Genomic DNA, 17297 nt, shown 5'->3' on the forward strand with positions numbered 1-17297 from the left:
CCCGTCCGCGGGGCTGATTGCTGACACGCATCTGCACTCCCAGATTCGCGTACCGCTCGGGTAGGCATTTCTTCTTCTGTTGCCAGTTCATCTCATATCTGGGCGACGGAGGAAGCATGCTCTCTGTGAGTGAAAGCTCACTCGGGAAGGTGTCTGTATTCATTTCCGTCCTGACGTTCGCCGTCGTGCCTCTTGGCTGCGCGTCCAAAGATCGCGGCCCGGCTCGGCAGGCGGATGCGAGGCAGCAGGTGGATGGTGCCAGACACCTGTTGGATCCCCTGACGCAAGAGGAACTCGAAACGGCCGCGACCGTCATCAAGTCCGATTCCCGCTGGAATCCAAACATGGGTTTCTCACTGGTCACCCTCAACGAGCCGCCGAAGAGCTTCGTGCTCGGCTCGGACGGCGCCCCGGTACGCCGCGAGGCGTTGGCGATCGTCATCGACAAGGCCGCCAACCTCACCTCAGAGGTCGTCGTCGATGTGCTCACCAGGGCAATCTTGCGGTGGCAAGCGAAGCCGGGCGTTCAGGCAAACTACCTGCTCGAGGATTACACGGTCGCCGAGGAGCTGGTGAAGGCCGATCCGAGATGGCGAGCCCTGGCGGCGCAACGAGGGATCCGGGACCTCGACAACGCGCACATTGATGTCTGGGGCTACGGCGGAACGACGCCCAATGGCGCCCGGCTTATCCGGGGGCTGACGTTCGCCCGGGATGGTGTGAGGAATGCCTATTCGAGGCCGGTCGAGGGGCTCGTCGCCATCGTCAATCTCAACACGCGACAGGTGGTCAGCGTCGAGAACACGGGGAATGCCCTAATCCCTCCTGGAGCCGAGTACAGCAAGGACCTGCTGCCCTCGTTCCGTGAGCCGCCCAAGCCACTCGACATCAGCCAGCCCGAGGGCCCGAGCTTCATCGTCGATGGTCACCTCGTGAAGTGGCAGAAGTGGCAGTTCCGCTGGGGCTTCCTGCCGCGCGAGGGGCTCGTGCTCTACCAGGTCGGGTATGAGGATGCCGGCCGCGTCCGTCCCATCCTCTACAAGGCCACGGTCGCGGAGGCTGCGGCGATGTATGCCGATCCGGATCCCAACTGGAGCTGGCGCAACGCGCTCGACGTGGGCGAATACAACATGGGGGTGCTCTCCACGAGCCTCGTCCCGGGCAAGGACGTTCCGCGGCACAGCACCTTCTTCGACGCGGTCCTGGCCGGTGACGATGGCCAGCCCTATACCCTCCCGCAGGCCGTTGCCCTCTACGAGATGGACGATGGCCTCCTCTGGAAGCATGTCAGCGAGGACGCCCCGGCGGAGATTCGCCGGGCGCGGAGCCTGGTGATCCTCTACTCGGCGGTCGTCGGTAACTACGACTACGTGTTTCAATGGATCTTCCGACAGGATGGAACCCTAGAGGCCCGGGTGTTCCTGAGCGGCATCCTGCTGGCCAAAGGCTCCGAGCCGACCCGCTACGGCACGACCGTCGCTCCCGGGACGGTCGCCATCCACCACGAGCACATGTTGAGCTACCGGTTGGACCTCGACGTGGATGGTCCGTCCAACAGCATCTTCGAGACCCACGTCAGGGCGCTGCCGACGGGGCCGGACAACCCGCGAGGCAACGCGTTCGTCGCAGAGAGAACGCTGATGGCAGTGGAGGAGGGGCGCGATCGGAGCCATGGCCGCCAGTGGCGCGTTGTGAACCCGAATGAGACCAACAGTCTGGGAGAGCACCCGGGTTTTGTGTTGTTACCAGGGATGAGTGACGACCTGATCGCCCAGCCTGATTCGAGTGTGCGGAGTCGCACCGGTTTTGCCCACAAGGCTGTCTGGTTGACGCGTCAGCGGGACGAGGAGCTGTACGCATCTGGCACCTACACGGTGCAAAGCTCCGAGAGCACGGGCCTGCCCAGCTACGTCAATGGAGAGCCGCTCGAGAACAGTGACGTGGTGCTCTGGTACACGCTGAACCATGTCCACATCCCACGCCCCGAGGAGTGGCCGGTGATGCCGCGCGCGAGCCTCGGCTTCACCCTCGCTCCCTTTGGTTTCTTCACCCAGAATCCCGCGCTGGATGTCCCGGACACGGAGCCTCAATAGAGGGTGCGGAAGTGTGGCACAGAGGAGGGCAACAAACTCTCGACAGATAAGACTCAGGATGTGGAAATGATTTACATCCGGGGACGAGATTGTGTTTGGAAGATCCTGAGGGAGCAAGGAGCGCTACAATGGTTCTGTTTTCAACCCCCCTTCAGGTTCGGTCTCTTCATGAAGCATTCCTCAATCCGATCTCGGCTCGCGAGTCTTGCGCTGGCCTCCCTCGTCTTCTCCCTCATGGCTTGTGGCGGCTCGGAGCCTGACCCGGATCCGGGTACGCCCGATGCGTCCACCGACGCCGGCACCGACGGTGGACTGCCCACCGGAGGCCGCTGTGGTGATGGCATCCTGCAGGTCGGTGAGGCCTGTGACGATGGCAACGCGACGGCCAACGATGGCTGCTCGGCCACGTGCGCGGAGCGTGAGGCGGGCTATACGTGCGAGGCCCCGGGCGTCCCCTGCGTCTTCACGGGCACGTGCGGCAATGGCCAGGTTGAGGGCATCGAGATCTGCGACGACGCCAACACGGAGGGCAACGATGGCTGCGCTGCCAACTGTGCTCAGACGGAGGCGGGATGGAACTGCCCGTCGTCGGGTGGGCGGTGCGTGGCCGCGAAGTGCGGGGATCTGATCATCGCGGGTGACGAGGAGTGCGAGGACGGCAACGCCACGGCGAACGACGGCTGCAGCACGGCCTGCCGCCTGGAGGAGGGCTACAAGTGCCCCACCATCGGCCAGAAGTGCACGCGGACCAAATGCGGCGACAAGATCGTCGAAGGCACGGAGGAGTGTGACGACGGCAACAACAACATGGGGGATGGGTGCACCCCCCTGTGCAAGCGCGAGCCCAAGTGCGCGAATGGCACCTGCGAGGAAGTGTGCGGCGATGGCCTGATGCTCCCTGCTGGCGTCTCCACGGAGGAGTGCGACGACGGCAACAGGCGCGCCAACGACGGCTGCTCGCCGGACTGCAAGACCGAGCAGGGTTTCGTCTGCCAGTTCATCGAGACCGCTCCGCCCAAGCAGTTGGAGCTGCCCATCGTCTACCGCGACTTCCGTGGCAATGACCTGCCGGCCAGTGGCGACCTGCCGAAGGGCCACGTCGATTTCGAAAACGCCAATGGCGAAGAGCAGGGCATCGTGATGAGCACGCTGGGAAGCGACGGCAAGCCTCAGTACGCGAAGGCGAGCGGCTCCTCCACCACGACCCACGGCAAGGCGGCGTTCGATCAGTGGTACCGCGACGTGCAGAACGTGAACGTGCCGGTGGTCGATAAGATCATCCTGGCGCAAAGCGGCACTTCCTACGTGTTCGAGAACAGGGCCTTCTTCCCGCTCGACAAGGCGGGCTGGGTGGCTCTTGGCAAGGAACCCTTGCGGTCGGGCCACAACTTCAGCTTCACGAGCGAGGTGCGCTATTGGTTCGAGTACAAGGGGACCGAAGTGCTCAACTTCTACGGGGATGATGACGTCTGGGTGTTCATCAACGGCCGTCTGGCGCTCGACCTGGGCGGCGTTCACGGGCCGCTGGAGGACACCATCACCCTCTCCCAGAAGGCCAGTGAGCTCAAGCTGAGCAAGGGCGGCATCTATGAGGCCGTTGTGTTCCAGGCCGAACGTCACACGTCGGGTTCCCAGTACAAGCTCACGCTCAACAACTTCATCACGCGCCGCACCGCGTGCGCCGCCACCTGTGGCAACAAGGTGGTCGACAAGGGCGAGGAGTGCGATGACGGCATCAACAACGGCCAGTACGGCAAGTGCGCCCGCGGCTGCGTGTGGGGGCCCCGCTGCGGCGACAAGGTCATCCAGCAGGAGTATGGCGAGCAGTGCGATGATGGCAACAGGCTGGAAGGTGACGGCTGCACCGCGACCTGCCAGATCGTGCTCAGCCTGACCCGGTGAGCGGGTTGTGAAGAGCGGCCGCTTCGGGGGAGCGCTACCCGGAGCGGCCGTTTGCGTTTTTCCTCGCTACCGGGCGCCGTGGCTCGCCCGTTCCGCCAGTGTGAGCACTGCCTTGGCGTGCCCGGTCTGGAGCTCGTCCTCCGGGAAGACGTCGAGGGCGAGTGTGGGGGGGATGCCGCGGACCTCGAAGAGCTCACCCTTCGCATCGAAGTAGAGCTCGTTGGACAGCTCCATGCGCCACCCGTTGGGCAGCGGCTTGACGAGCACGTCGGACAAGGCGCCGCGCGTGGCGGTGCCCGCGTGTGTGACGTTCGGGAGCGCGCGCATGGCCAGGGTGAAGATCTCCCCAGCGCTCACGGTGACGTCGCTCGTCAGGAGGTAGACGGGCCCGGTGAAGCGTGGTCCCGTGGCCGGCTCCACGTAGAAGGTCTGCGGTGGCACGTCCGCCTGGCGAGGGCGCTTGCGATAGGCGAGGTGCCGGGTGTCGGCGAAGCGTGCGGCGATCTCCCGGCTGATGAGGTCGTGGCCACCTCGGTTGTTGCTCACATCGACGATGACGGCCCGAGCGCCTTGGAAGGTCTGGAGCGCTTCGTCGAGCACTGCGTTGAGGGCGCGAAGCTCCTGATCGATCGAGACCTCCTCGCCCTCGACGAAGCCTCCCATGGTCACGATGTTGAGGTAGCCCACGTCTCCGACGCGCCCATAGAAGATGCGGTTGTTCGCGACGTGGTGGCCAGCGCCCTTCAGCACGGTCTGGAGGATTCCTTCGCGGTAGGCACTCAGCCAGGCACGTAGGGCCTCACGGGCTGGGACACCGGTCTTCCGCCCGGCGGCCTCGACGCGCCGGAGGGTCTCCCGTTCGCCCTCGCCATAGCTGAGCTCCTCGCCCGCGACCTCGGCTGAGATCCGAGTGTGCGCGTCCTCCAGTCCCGTCGTCAGCTCCTTGAAGACGCTGAACAGGGCGCGCGCGTCCAGGGTGTCGGTGATTCGTGGACGGAGCGCGGTGACGCGTGCATTCCAGTCGATGCCACGCTCCTGGAAGAAGGCGTAGTGCTCCGCGAACGTTGCAGCGAACACGTCGAACAGGCGCAGTGGCGTCCAGTCCACCGTGGCTTCGCAGGCGGCGGGCAGGGTCTGGATTCGTTGGAAGAGGTAGCGCGTATCGCCAGGAGTTGGGGAGAGGGAAAGCTCGTCCGAAGTTGAGCCCGGCTCGAGGTAGACGAGGCTCTCTCGCGGGCTGTTCTCGCCACCAGGGTCCGGGTAGCAGCCGGCCGCCGTCTCGTGGTGCAGCTGCGTTCCGTTCTCCGAGACGGACAGCAGCATGCCGTAGCCTCGTGAGCGCCAGACACCCCGCGCGATCTCGGCGGTGACACCGTCCCGGACGAGAAGGGTTGGCTCCACGGAGGGAGAACGCACACCCGCGGCGGGAGTGGCACAACCCGCAAGGCCAGTCCCGAGCATGCCGAAGGTGCAGGTTGCTGCGCAGATAAAGACAAGGTGTTTCATGTCATCCTTCGCGACAAAGAATGTGACGCTAGCTCCAAAACGTTCACTTTGTGAGGTTCGCGAAACGCCCAAAGTGGGGTTGGCGGAGGTCTGCTACACGTCCCGCGCATGACCATTGACGGGCGGCGCCTCCAAGCCCGCCCGGTTCTTCTCGGAGGGACCATGAAGTGGTGGATGGTGATGTTGGCAGCGTCTGTCGCCGGGTGCGCATCGACTCCGAAGCCCTCTACGCCGTCCGAGCAAGTGCGGGTCTCAGGAGGGGTCGTGCAGGGCTCGGTGGCGGACGGCGTCCTGTCCTTCAAGGGCATCCCTTTCGCCGCGCCGCCCGTGGGTGACCTGCGTTGGCGCCCACCCCAGCCTGTCCAGGAGTGGAGCGGCGTGCGTCAAGCCACTGCCTTCGGTCATGACTGCATGCAGGTTCCCTTCGCGGGGGACGCCGCCCCGTTGGGTACTCCGCCCGCTGAGGACTGCCTGACGCTCAATGTCTGGCGCGCGGCCGACGCACCCGCGGACGGCAAGTTGCCGGTGATGGTGTGGATCTACGGCGGCGGCTTCGTGAACGGCGGCTCGTCTCCCTCCGTGTACGACGGCTCGCGGTTTGCCCAGCAGGGTGTGGTGCTGGTCAGCTTCAACTACCGCCTCGGACGGCTGGGCTTCTTCGCTCACCCGGCGCTGACGGCCGAGGCGGGGGGCGCCCCAACTGGCAACTTTGGCTACATGGATCAGCTCGCCGCCCTGGAGTGGGTGAAGCACAACATCGCCGCCTTTGGGGGTGATCCGGACAACGTCACCATTTTTGGCGAGTCCGCGGGTGGCGGCTCGGTCCATACCCTGCTGGCTTCGCCGAAAGCACAGGGGCTGTTCCACAAGGCCATCATCATGTCTGGCGGCGGTCGGGGTTCGCTGCTCGGTGGTAGCAAGCTGAGCGAAGACACGCCGGGCGGGCCGCGCTCGGCGGAGTCGATTGGCGTGGAGTTCGCCAAGAGCGTCGGCATCCATCAGACCGGCCCGGAAGCCCTGGCCGCACTGCGCGCCCTGCCGGTGGAGCGGATCGGCGACCTGAGCATGATGAACATGGGCGTGCCGACCTACTCGGGCCCGATGCTCGACGGTCAGATTGTCGTCGAGTGGCCGGACGCCGCCTACCGTGCCGGCCGCTGGGCCAAGGTGCCGGTGATGGTGGGCGCCACGAGCGCGGACCTGGGCTTCGGCTTCGCCCGGACCAAGGACGAGGTGTTCGCTCCCTTCCCGGATCAGGCGGCGGCTCGTGCTGCCTATGATCCGACCGGAAACGCGGATGTGCGCACCCTGGTCGCCCTGACTGCGATGGATCGCACCATGATCGAGCCCGCGCGGTACACGGCCCGCCTCGTGGCAGCTCAGGGGCTGCCCGCCTACCACTATCGTTTCTCCTACGTCGCCGACTCCATGCGCGACGAGTGGAAGACCGGGGCCCCGCACGCGACCGAAATTCCGTATGTGTTTGATACGGTCGAAGCCCGGTACGGGGCGGAGGCGACCGAGCTCGACCGCAAGGTTGGACGCGAGGCCAACGCCTATTTCGCCCACTTCGCCAAGACGGGCGAGCCGAGCGGGCAGGGTCTGCCTCAATGGCCGCGATACGAGGCCGGTACGGACCTGATCCTGGACTTCTCGGCGAGCGGCGAGCCAGTTGCCCAGCCCGATCCGTGGAAGGCCCGTCTGGACGCGACCGAGGCAGCCGCGAACGCGGCGGCGGCCTCGAGGTGACGCACGCCGCCGGGAGGAGGCTCGCTACGCACGGCTGGGGACGGCCTCGCCGTGTTCCTCGGGGCCTCCGGCGCGGGTAGGCGTAAAAAGAAGGTAACAGGAAAAAACAGTTTACCTCATCATTCGGGAGATCGTTTAGTGGTCCGCGCGAAAGGCGGGATCCCCGATGCAACCCATTCGTCGTCAGTCTCATGGCGTCATTGCTCGTGCTGTTGTTCCTGTTGCCGTGATGTTGCTCTCCGCTTGTGGAGCGAGCTCCCTGGAAGAAGAAAGCGTCGGAGAGGCCCAGCAGGCGCTCGCGACCGGCGTGGGCTCGTCCGCGTTCCGGGCGGCGCTCGCCAAGCGCTGGGCGCCCATCCACTACCAGGACGTGGATGTGACGGGCTCGCACTCGCTCAGCGGTCGGTCCGACTACATCAGCCGGGTCGACTTTGATGGGGACTGGAGCGGGACGAACAACTGGGACAACGCCGCCTCCAAGCCGCTCACCGCGCATGCCTACCAATCGGTGGTGGAGACGAGCTCCCACTGGTACATCGTCTACACCTTCTTCCACCCGCGCGACTGGTCCGACACCATCTTCGACACGGAGCACGAGAACGACGGTGAAGGCGTGCTGCTCGTCGTGGAGCGTGACGGGAGCGAGTACGGCAAGCTCATCGGTGCCGTGACTGTGGCGCACAAGGACTTCTTCTCGTTCCTGCCGGATGGCAGCCCGATCAGCGCGGGCTCGGAGTCGGTCGACGGCAAGCTGTCCTTCGCAACCTTCGAGGGCGTCCAGCACCCCATCACGGCGCAGGAAGCCAAGGGGCACGGGCTCAAGGCCTGGCCGGCCTATGACATCGTGGGGGACGGCGTGAAGTACTACCCCTCACTGACCACCGCCGAGGAGCCCTCGTCGGCCACCGATTCCGATGTGCGCTACAAGCTCATCGACATGTACGGCTCCGAGGGGCTGTGGCAGCGTCGAGGCCTCTCCGAGCTGTTCGCGTCCGAGGGAACGCTCCGGGGCGACACGAGCGGTGGCTGCGGCCTTATCGCGGGCCTCTGCTCCACGAACTCGGCGAATGCGCCCTGGGGCTGGGATGACGGGAACGATGGCTCCATCCAGCGCGGCGAGATCGCCTCGGATCCGGCGAAGCTCGCGGCGTACTACTTCAGCCCGTCCTCGCGGTTCTCGACGACGTACACGTTCAACCCCTTCAAGGGGATTGGGGACCCGAACGCCCCTTGAGCGCTTACAGGTGAGTGAAGGGCCGCGCAAAGGAGGCCAGGGTTCCTTTTTTGCGCGGGGAGCGCCCCGGCTCTTCGATGAGCTGACGCTGGCATACGCGTACGCACGGGTGCTCGCGCGTCTGGGCAAGGTGTACGTGCTGGTGATTGACGTCGCTTCCGGAGGTGCGCCGTGTTCACCCGTCTTCCTGGCGCGAGTCTTACGGGCGCGGGTTTGGGCCTCTGTTCTCGGGCCTGGGCCCTCATCGTCCTTTTCCAATTCGCGTGTGCTACGGGCACCCCCCAGGGCAGCCTCCTCGTTGGCGGCCGCTACAACTCGCTCACGCCCCCGCCAGCTTCTAGGGAACTTCTGGCCGCCACGGCGGAGCCCGGGCTCGAGTCCGCCACTGTGTACGTCGTGGATTTCATGGAGCCCGGTGCCGTTGCCTCGCGGCCAGTGCCCCTCCCCAGGGCCGAGTTCCAGCAGGCCTTCCAGCGGCTCGCCCACGACGTGCGGCTGGGCGCGAAGACGCCACGGCAGGCCGCCCATGAATTGCTGAACCTCGTGCCTACGCAACCAGACGCCCCCACGGTGGCCGTAACGGGTTACTGGAAGTTGGAGCACCACCGCGGCGCGGCCCTCACCTGGATACCTGAGCGGCAGGAGGGCCCGGTTGCTCTCACCCCCCAGGCCGAAGAAACCCTGAAAGAGAAGTACTTCAAGTGGTGTGCGCACCGAGGCGTCGGCGACTGCCTGGGCCTGTTGGACGATGGGCCCTATCTGCGCGCGGATGACCGGCGGGCGTTCGCCCTGGCGCTGGCCTTCGGCTCGGTGCTCGACGAGACGCGCGACGCCCTCAAGCATGAGCTGCTGGACGTGAGAGCGCTCGTCTCCATGGTCGTCTGGACAGTGGCCCTCTACTGCATGATGTGGGTGGTGCCCGAGCCGACCACCAAGGCCCTTGCCGCCGGCATGACCCTCCTCCTCATGGGCTACCTGGGCCTTGAGACGGTGTACGGGCTGATGGACGGGTGGGCCCGCCTGGCCGACACAGCGCACCACGCCACCACCTTCGAGGAGCTGCGCGCGGCGGGTGAGCAATTCGGCAAGGTGCTGGGCGAGGACGCCGCCCGGGCCATGATTCTCGCCGTGGCCACCCTCAGCGGGCACACGCTGGGGCAGGTGCTGCCGCGGGTGAAGTCGCTTCCGCGCTTCAATCTCGCGGGGGCGCGGTTCGAGGCACAGGGCGGCGCTGCCGTCCTGGGACGCCTGGAGGTGACGGAGGCGGCGCTTGCGACGGAGGGGCCCTGGCCAAGGCGGTAGCAGCGGTGGAGACAGTGGCCACCTCACCGCAGGGCTCCATGGCCGTGGTGATGCTCAAGAAGGGGACGGGTTCAGGAGCCGGACAGGCTTCTGGGGGCCGCTCCGCCGAAACCGTCATTCGCCACCGGGGCGGCAACCGACAGGTGGAGTTGAGCGACGGCCAGCGCTGGCACTTGCCACGCGGAAAGTCGGCCGCGGACATTCCCGCCGAGGACAAAGTAGGCGACATGCTCCAGGAGGCCGTCACCCAGGCCGCGAACGAGTGGGGACCCCACAGACTCTCGCCGAACGAAAAAGACGCCATAGAGCAGGCCCTGAAGAAGGGCGAGTACTGGCTGGCGCGGTTGCTGGAGCGCGAGGCCCGGGGGCGTTTCGTGCACGCCAAGGTGGAGGCACAATTCAAAGGCCGCCTTCGGTTCAACCACCAGGGCGTCGACGTGGTTGATCTGACGAACAACCGCAAGTACGAGATTCTCTCCGGAACGGAGTCGAACCTGGCACGGCACGGCAGGCGTTTGGCGGGCGAGTTCTTCCGGATGCTCACCTTCTAAAAGGGGCGGTGGCCATGGACCGGTTCGGTAACGTCCTCTTCGAGAACAAGGAGATTGAAAACGAGCGGCTGGAGTTGATGGAGAAGGAGGCGCACTACTTCCTGGGCCCCAACCTGACGATGAAGAACTGCACGCTCGTGCTGAAGGTGTCCGCCCGGCATCTGTTCTTCGATGGAGCGCGCTTCATCAACTGCACCTTCGAGGTGAAGCAGGAGTTGAAGAACCACCAGCAATGGCTGGCGGCGTCGCTGAAGGGCTGTCGGTTCAAGGGGCGGCTGTCTGGGTGCGACTTCGGGCACTGGCCCGAGTACATGAGCCTGCCGGGGTTTCAGCACGGCTCCATCGAGGACTGTGACTTCACCGAGGCCCGCCTGGCAGGGTGTCGGTTTCATGGCTGCGACATCAACACCCTGCGCTTCCCCAAATGGCCCTGCTTTACCTTCCTGGACCCCATTGGCCGAGCCTCCGAACTACGCCGTGTTAAATGGCCGGGAAGCTTTGGCGATATCGTCGTGGACAACCTGCATACCCACCCGGCGTCCACCAGGGCCTTGACCTATTACGCTCCCTCCGCTGCCGAGCGTTTCGAGACAACCCCCGAGGAGCTCCGAGCCGTCGTCGAGAAGTTCGACTGCATCCTCTACTGAGCGGAGTCACTCTCCATGGACGCAGGGCGTGCGAGGCGGGCCTGGTGCCTTTGTTGCGCGGGGAGCGCCGGGAGGGTAGGGATGCGGTCTTCGCATGTCTGTGACCGCCGAGCTGCTCGAAGCCGTCCGGGAGGAAGCGCGCCCGGACACCTGGTCCGCCGGTATGGGTCTGGCCCGCGCAGGCGCTGTCTCGGTGCAGTCCGTCGGGCAGGAGGAGGCCGTGCTGCGAGTGCGCGCGGCCGGCCGTCCCGCCCCGCTGACCACCGTGCTCTACCCGGAGGACGAAATCTGGGAGTGTGACTGCCGCGGCCGGGTGGACCCCTGTGAGCACGTGGTGGCGGCGGCCATCATCCTCCACCACTCGGTGACGCAGCGCGCTCCCGCTCAGCGTGCTCCCGCGCCTCGCGTCTCCTCTCCGTCCATGCCGGCTCGGCCCTCGCAGGCCCCCGTGGCGCAGGCCAGCCCGCGATCAGGTGCCGCCACGCCGAAGCCGGAGCGCATGGTGTACCGCTTCAAGCGCGTGGAAGGAGGATTGCAACTCGAGCGCCTGCTGGTGCGTCCGGATAACACGGCGCGGTTGCTGGCGCGCAGTCTGGCGTCGGTGCTGACGAACCCCGTGGAGGCGGCTCGGATCCAGGTGGAGCCGTGCGATCTGCTCGCGGACAAGCTGCTGATGAAGCCCACGCGGGGCGCGCTTCCTCCCGAGCGGCTCGATGCGCTCCTTCGCGTGTTGGAGCCCGCGCGCACCGTGCTCTTCGATGGTGTCCTGGTGTCCGTTTCGAGCGAGCCGCTGCTTCCGCACGTCACCGTAGAGGATCGGGGCGAGCAGACGGTGCTCAAGGTGGAGAAGGATCCGCGCATCACCGAGGTGGTGAGCCCCGGGGTGGCGGTCTGCGGAGGCACGCTCTGCCGGCTCGGTGAGCAGTCCCTCACCGGCGCATGGTTGGAGAAGCTGCCGCAGGAGCGTGTCTTCTCGCCCGAGCAGATGGGGGACCTCACCGGCAAGGTGTTGCCGGACTTCGCGCGGCGCATGCCGGTGGATGTGCGGAGCCAGCGGATTCCGCCCATCGATCGCACGCTCAAGCCGCGCATCTCCCTGGAGCTCAACCAGCTGGACTCTGGCCTCTCCGTGCTGCCCACGTTGGTGTACGGCTCGCCGCCCTCCGTGCGCATCGACAACGGGCGCATGGTGTACCTGAAGGGCGCAGTGCCCGTGCGCGACGAGGCCGCCGAGCAGAAGCTCATCCACCAGCTGCGCGACGATTTGAACATGGTGCCCGGCCGGCGCGTGACGGTGCAGGGCAAGGAAGCTGTGCAGCTTGCCGACAAGCTGCGGCGCTGGCGTGGCGATCTCACCGGAGACGCGGCGCGCGTGGTGAGCCCCAACGTGCAGCTGCGCCCCACTCTCTCGGTGGAGGCGGGCGCCACGCAGACGGGCGTGCCTCGGGTGGAGTTCTCGCTCGACTTCCAGGTGGAGGGGGCGGGACCGGGTGCGCCGCGCTCGGTGGACGCGGGCGCGGTGATGCGTGCGTGGGAGGAGGGACTGGGACTGGTGCCGCTGGAGGGCGGTGGGTGGGCCCCGCTGCCCACCGCATGGCTGAAGACGCACGGCCAGCGCGTGGCGGATCTCCTGGCCGCGCGCGGGAAGGACGGGCGGCTCGCCAACCACGCCCTCCCGCAGCTCACCGGATTGTGCGAGGCGCTGGAGCATCCGCCTCCGCCTGGACTCGAGCGGCTGGCGCCTCTGGTGCAGGGCTTCGAGAAGCTGCCGGACGTGCAGCTGCCGAAGGATCTCACCGCGACGTTGCGCCCCTACCAGCTCCAGGGCGTCAGCTGGCTTACCTTCCTGCGACAGGCGGGCCTCGGCGGCGTGCTCGCGGACGACATGGGTCTGGGCAAGACGCTGCAGACCATCTGCATGCTGGGGCCGGGCACGCTGGTGGTGGCTCCCACGAGCGTGCTGCCCAACTGGGAGGCGGAGGTGAAGCGCTTCCGTCCCTCGTTGAAGGTCTCCGTGTACCACGGCCCCGGCCGCACCCTGGATGAGACGGCGGACGTGACGCTCACCACCTACGCGCTGCTGCGCCTGGACGCAGAGGTGCTCGGGGCGAAGACGTGGGACACGGTGGTGCTGGACGAGGCCCAGGCCATCAAGAACCCGGACAGCCAGGTGGCACGTGCGGCGTACGGGCTGCAGGCTTCCTTCCGGATCGCCTTGAGCGGCACGCCCATCGAGAACCGGCTCGAGGAGCTCTGGAGCCTGATGCACTTCACCAACCAGGGGCTGCTCGGGGGGCGCAAGGAGTTCGAGGAGCGGTGGGCGCGGCCCGTGTCAGACAACCAGAAGGGCGCGGCCGAGCAGCTGCGCGCGCGCATCCGCCCCTTCGTGCTGCGCAGGCTCAAGCGGGACGTGGCGCCCGAGCTCCCGCCGCGTACTGACTCCGTGCGGCACGTCACCCTCAACGAGCGGGAGCGCGCCGTCTATGACGCGGTGTACGCCGCCACGCGCGAGGAGGTGGTGTCCCAGTTGGAGGAGGGGGGCAGCGTCCTGAAGGCGTTGGAGGCGCTGCTGCGGTTGCGTCAGGCGGCGTGCCACCCGGCGCTCGTGCCGGGACAGCAGGCGAAGACGTCCTCCAAGGTGGAGGCGCTGGTCGAGGCGCTCGGTACCGCGGTGGAGGAGGGGCACAAGGCGCTCGTCTTCTCGCAGTGGACGTCCATGTTGGATCTCATCGAGCCAGCGCTGAAGGAGGCGGGCATCGGGTTCATCCGGCTGGACGGCAGCACGTCCAACCGCGGTGCCGTGGCCGCGTCGTTCCAGGAGCCGAACGGCCCTCCGGTGATGCTGATCTCACTCAAGGCGGGAGCCACGGGGCTCAACCTCACAGCGGCGGATCACGTCTTCCTGGTGGACCCGTGGTGGAACCCGTCCGTGGAGGCGCAGGCGGCGGACCGCGCGCACCGCATTGGCCAGCAGCGGCCGGTGATGGTGTACCGGCTGGTGTCTCAGGGCACGGTGGAGGAGAAGATCCTCACCCTCCAGGAGAAGAAGCGCGCACTCTTCGAGTCCGCGCTGGGTGGAGCCTCCGGGGCCGCGGCCATCACGCGGGCGGACCTCATGCAACTGCTGGACTGACGAGGTCCTGCCCCTACTGATTGAGGCGCGCGCGAAGGACTGCTCCCAGCACCTTCGCGGTTTCCTCCGGCACGCGGGAGAGGTGCGTGTAGAGCGTTTCCTCGAGTTGGGCGATGAGCTCGGGCGCTGCACCGGCCTCCCGCATGCCAGCCAGGACGGTATAGGCCGCCAGGCCGAGTGGCTCGACGAAGCCATTCGACTCTTCCCAGAACTCCTCGAAGCAGGGCACGGCTTCTCCGGAGGCGACGCGGATCAGCCGCCCCACGTTGGCTTCCCAGTACGCCCTGTACGCGTCCTCGACCGCATGACTCGAGAAGGGTCCCTGACGGATCTTGATGCGAGTCCCTTCGCCATCGGGGTGGAGGGTGAAGGAGACGCGGGTTGTTTCGTAGCCAAGGTCCCCGCCGTCCCAGCTCAGCTCCATCAGGAACCCCATGCGAGGGTACGTTTCGAGGATACGTCCGGTCTGCACCAGGGGGGCGCCCTTCGCATCGATCAAGTTCACCCGAAACGGCTCGCCATCCTCATCGCTTCCTTCCTCCCCCAGGCGATGGCCTCCCGGAGGGGCCCCGTACCAGCGTCGCATCCGGAAGGGATCATCGATGGCCGCGAAGACCTGCTCCTGGCTTTGGGCCACCCACCACTCCATCTTCAACTCGCGCGTGTCGCTCATGCCAGCGCTCCCTGCCGGGTCCGCAGCTCGAACCGAGGCACCTTGGTGAGCTGCGCCTTCGGCATACGGTATTGCTCGACCACCAGGCTGATGCGCGCCGCTGAGAGCTCCGGGGCCCCGGCCTCGACCGCCACCACCTCGTGCACCAGGTCTCCCCGGAACGTCACCAGCGAGTGCGGCAGGGGCGCCAACGCAGCCACTCGCTTGCCGCGGTGATACAGCCGCAGCTCGCCCCCTGCGAGCTGCTCGGGCACCTGGACGTAGAGCACGCTCACGGCGATCGGCCCGTCGACGCTTGCTCCGTAGAAAGTCATGCTGCGATCCAAGTGCGCATCCACCCCGCGCCCGTTCTGAACCAGGAGCGGGTTGAGCAGGAACGCGTTGCTATCTGGCAGGAGCGCGGCTTGGAGGAAGGGGGCGAAGGCGGGGAAGCGCTCCGTCACCTCGGAGAGGGCCTCGCGTCGGAACGTCACTGAGAAGCCATAGGTCCCCGAGAAATGGGAGGACAGATTGGTCTCGCCCAGCAGGGAGGAGCCCAGGATGGCCGACCGGATGGCTTCGATGGCGTCCACGGGCAGGGCGTTGGGCGTGCGGTGGAAGAAGTTCTGGAGGCGGAAGGCTCCGCTCCACGGTGGCTGGAAGCGCATGGGAGGATTTGGCCTCAGTCGACGCGAGAAGTCGATCAATGCGGGTATGTTGTGGCCACGATGCGCATGCTGACAGCCGAACAGGGGGAGGGCGGGAGCGTCCCGTACGCCGCGGGGGTGCCCATTCTCGGATTTGGAATCTGGCTTACCCTGCTGGCGTGGAGGTGGGCCACGGGGGAGGTTCACGAGTTCCTCCTGGCCGAGACGCTTTTCTTGTTGGCGCCCCTCGTGATCGTCCCGCTGGGTCTCCCGCTCACCTCTGTCCCTGTGCGCTCCGGACGTCCCTCCCGGCTGTTCACCCTGGCCGGTGTCCTCCATCCCATCGGGGCCCTGGCGCTCGTGCCGGCATTCGCCCTGGAGCTGCCCTGGCAGGCCCGGTTTGCCCTGGGCGTGCCGTATCTGCTCTTCACAGTCTGCGCCGCACTGCACGGGCTCGTGCGGCTGGCCGGGCGCAGCGCGTTCCTCCTGGAGGAGATGACCCTCGACGTGGCCCTGCTGGTCCTCCCAGGCGGCGCGATCTGGATGCTCACCTGGTTGGGGGACTTCCCGCTTCTGGGGTTCCAGGGGCTGTGGGTGCTGCTCACCGCCATCCACTTCCACTTCGCCGCCTTCGGGTGCCTGCTCCTCGTCGGGCTGCTCGGACGGATTCTCGGCTCCCGCCGGACGTTGGCTCCTCGGGCCTGGCGGCTCTATCCGGTCGTTGCCGTGGGGTTGATCGGGGCGTTCCCCCTGCTCGCCGCGGGCATTGCCGGCTTCCGCATCATCGAGATCATCGGCGTGACGATCTATGTGCTCCTGCTGCCCCTGGTGGCGGTGCTGCTGCTCGTGGGCGCCGTGCGGGTGGACTCCAGGAGCGCGGGCCGCTGGCTGCTGGTGGCGGCGGGCCTGGCGCTGCTCGGCTCCACCACGCTCGCCGGTCTCTGGGGCCTGTTCCGCCCGAGCCTCGTGGCGCTGCCCACCATGCTCCGCTTCCACGGCACGCTGAACGCCCTGGGGTTCGTGGGGCTCGGGTTGCTCGGTATGCGCCTGCTGCACCCCGCCTCACGCGCGAACGTGGCGGGGTTGGTGTTCAGCCGGTTGAGCTCTCGCGGGCGGACGGGTCCGCGCTTCTTCGAGCGCCTCGCCCCTTCGGACGGCCGTCAACCCACGGGCCTCGTGGACGACTTCTCCGAGTACGCACGTCCCGACTTCGACCCGCTCCGGTTGGACCCGGAGGTCCGGCGCTTCTATGAGCACACCGCGAGCTACACATTGTGGGTCGTCCCGGACTGGAAGCCGGGCTTCCGGCTCGGGGGGCGGCTGTGGGGATGGTTCGCGCGGCAGGTGCAGCAGCTCGTCCTGCCGAGTGCGGCGAACCTCCAACGCCATGGGGTGAAGGGGGCCATCGTCGCCGTGGATGACAGGGAGGACGGTCGCGAGCGCGTGCGCGGGTGGATCCGCACCTACGAGAGTGATGGAAGCCCCATCTACGTCGCCGCCTACTCCAGCCACGTTGCCGGCGCGATGCGGTACATGAACATCGCCTTCCCGCTGCCCTTCTCCAACATGACCAGCATCCTGCGCATCGACCATGACGCGCCGGGAGGCACGGGGCTGCGGCTCACCTCGTGCGCTCAGGAGGAGGTACCGGGGGGCGACCAGGGCGTATACCTGGCCAACCCGGTGCTCCCGCTGCGGCTGCCTCTCAACGAGACCATCTGGGTTTGGAGCTCCGAGGGCACGCCGCAAACGGAGCCGCCCTGTGACGATCCCTCGGTGGTGCTGCGGGCCCGGCACGAGATGTGGTTCTTCGGCAGGAAGTACATGGAGCTGCACTACTACATCCAGCGCGCCAGCGAGACCCGCCCGGGGTAGGGGAGG

Annotated in this window: 12 protein-coding genes; 9 read left to right on the forward strand and 3 right to left on the reverse strand. The window is 66.8% G+C overall.

Annotated elements, in window-relative coordinates; translation table 11 throughout:
- Positions 1-116 precede the first annotated feature (116 nt).
- Complete coding sequence (locus F0U60_RS26060; protein ID WP_395824670.1) at positions 117-2093, forward strand: primary-amine oxidase; 1977 nt, start codon at positions 117-119, stop codon at positions 2091-2093.
- 168 nt (positions 2094-2261) lie between these two features.
- Entirely contained in the window at positions 2262-3995 is a 1734-nt protein-coding gene (locus F0U60_RS26065; RefSeq protein WP_395824673.1) for a DUF4215 domain-containing protein, read from the forward strand.
- Between the two features lie 66 nt (positions 3996-4061).
- Here F0U60_RS26065 and F0U60_RS26070 read toward each other — a convergent pair whose 3' ends face one another.
- A complete protein-coding gene (locus F0U60_RS26070; protein ID WP_395824676.1) occupies positions 4062-5501 on the reverse strand; it encodes a S41 family peptidase in 1440 nt (479 codons plus the stop codon).
- A 162-nt stretch (positions 5502-5663) separates the two neighbouring features.
- Between F0U60_RS26070 and F0U60_RS26075 the strand changes: the two genes are divergently transcribed.
- From F0U60_RS26075 to F0U60_RS26100, 6 genes are all read left to right on the forward strand, one after another.
- On the forward strand, positions 5664-7250 hold the full coding sequence (locus tag F0U60_RS26075; RefSeq protein ID WP_395824679.1) for a carboxylesterase/lipase family protein: 1587 nt from the start codon (positions 5664-5666) through the stop codon (positions 7248-7250).
- 166 nt (positions 7251-7416) lie between these two features.
- A complete protein-coding gene (locus tag F0U60_RS26080) occupies positions 7417-8484 on the forward strand; it encodes a hypothetical protein (RefSeq protein WP_395824681.1) in 1068 nt (355 codons plus the stop codon).
- 171 nt (positions 8485-8655) lie between these two features.
- Positions 8656-9786 (forward strand): hypothetical protein, encoded by a 1131-nt coding sequence (locus tag F0U60_RS26085; RefSeq protein WP_395824684.1) that lies wholly within the window; start codon positions 8656-8658, stop codon positions 9784-9786.
- A gap of 14 nt (positions 9787-9800) precedes the next feature.
- Positions 9801-10337, forward strand: coding sequence for a hypothetical protein (locus tag F0U60_RS26090; RefSeq protein ID WP_395824687.1), 537 nt, complete (start codon positions 9801-9803; stop codon positions 10335-10337).
- 14 nt (positions 10338-10351) lie between these two features.
- Positions 10352-10984, forward strand: coding sequence for a pentapeptide repeat-containing protein (locus F0U60_RS26095; protein WP_395824690.1), 633 nt, complete (start codon positions 10352-10354; stop codon positions 10982-10984).
- Positions 10985-11078: 94 nt separating this feature from the next.
- A complete protein-coding gene (locus F0U60_RS26100) occupies positions 11079-14117 on the forward strand; it encodes an SNF2-related protein (protein ID WP_395824693.1) in 3039 nt (1012 codons plus the stop codon).
- A gap of 13 nt (positions 14118-14130) precedes the next feature.
- Here the strand turns inward: F0U60_RS26100 and F0U60_RS26105 are convergent, their stop codons facing one another.
- Both F0U60_RS26105 and F0U60_RS26110 read right to left on the reverse strand, forming a co-directional pair.
- A complete protein-coding gene (locus F0U60_RS26105; RefSeq protein WP_395824696.1) occupies positions 14131-14790 on the reverse strand; it encodes an SRPBCC domain-containing protein in 660 nt (219 codons plus the stop codon).
- The gene (locus F0U60_RS26110; RefSeq protein ID WP_395824699.1) at positions 14787-15437 is read right to left on the reverse strand and encodes a 2OG-Fe(II) oxygenase; all 651 of its coding nucleotides are present in this window, start codon (positions 15435-15437) and stop codon (positions 14787-14789) included. Before F0U60_RS26110 ends, F0U60_RS26105 begins: the two co-directional genes overlap by 4 nt.
- A 60-nt stretch (positions 15438-15497) precedes the next feature.
- On the opposite strand from F0U60_RS26110, the gene F0U60_RS26115 reads away from it, so the two are divergent.
- Positions 15498-17291: a YndJ family transporter gene (locus tag F0U60_RS26115; RefSeq protein ID WP_395824702.1), complete on the forward strand. Its 1794-nt coding sequence runs from the start codon at positions 15498-15500 to the stop codon at positions 17289-17291.
- Positions 17292-17297: the final 6 nt, after the last annotated feature.

It is taken from the genome of Archangium minus, from assembly GCF_044360475.1.
GTDB classification, from domain to species: Bacteria; Myxococcota; Myxococcia; order Myxococcales; family Myxococcaceae; genus Archangium; species Archangium minus.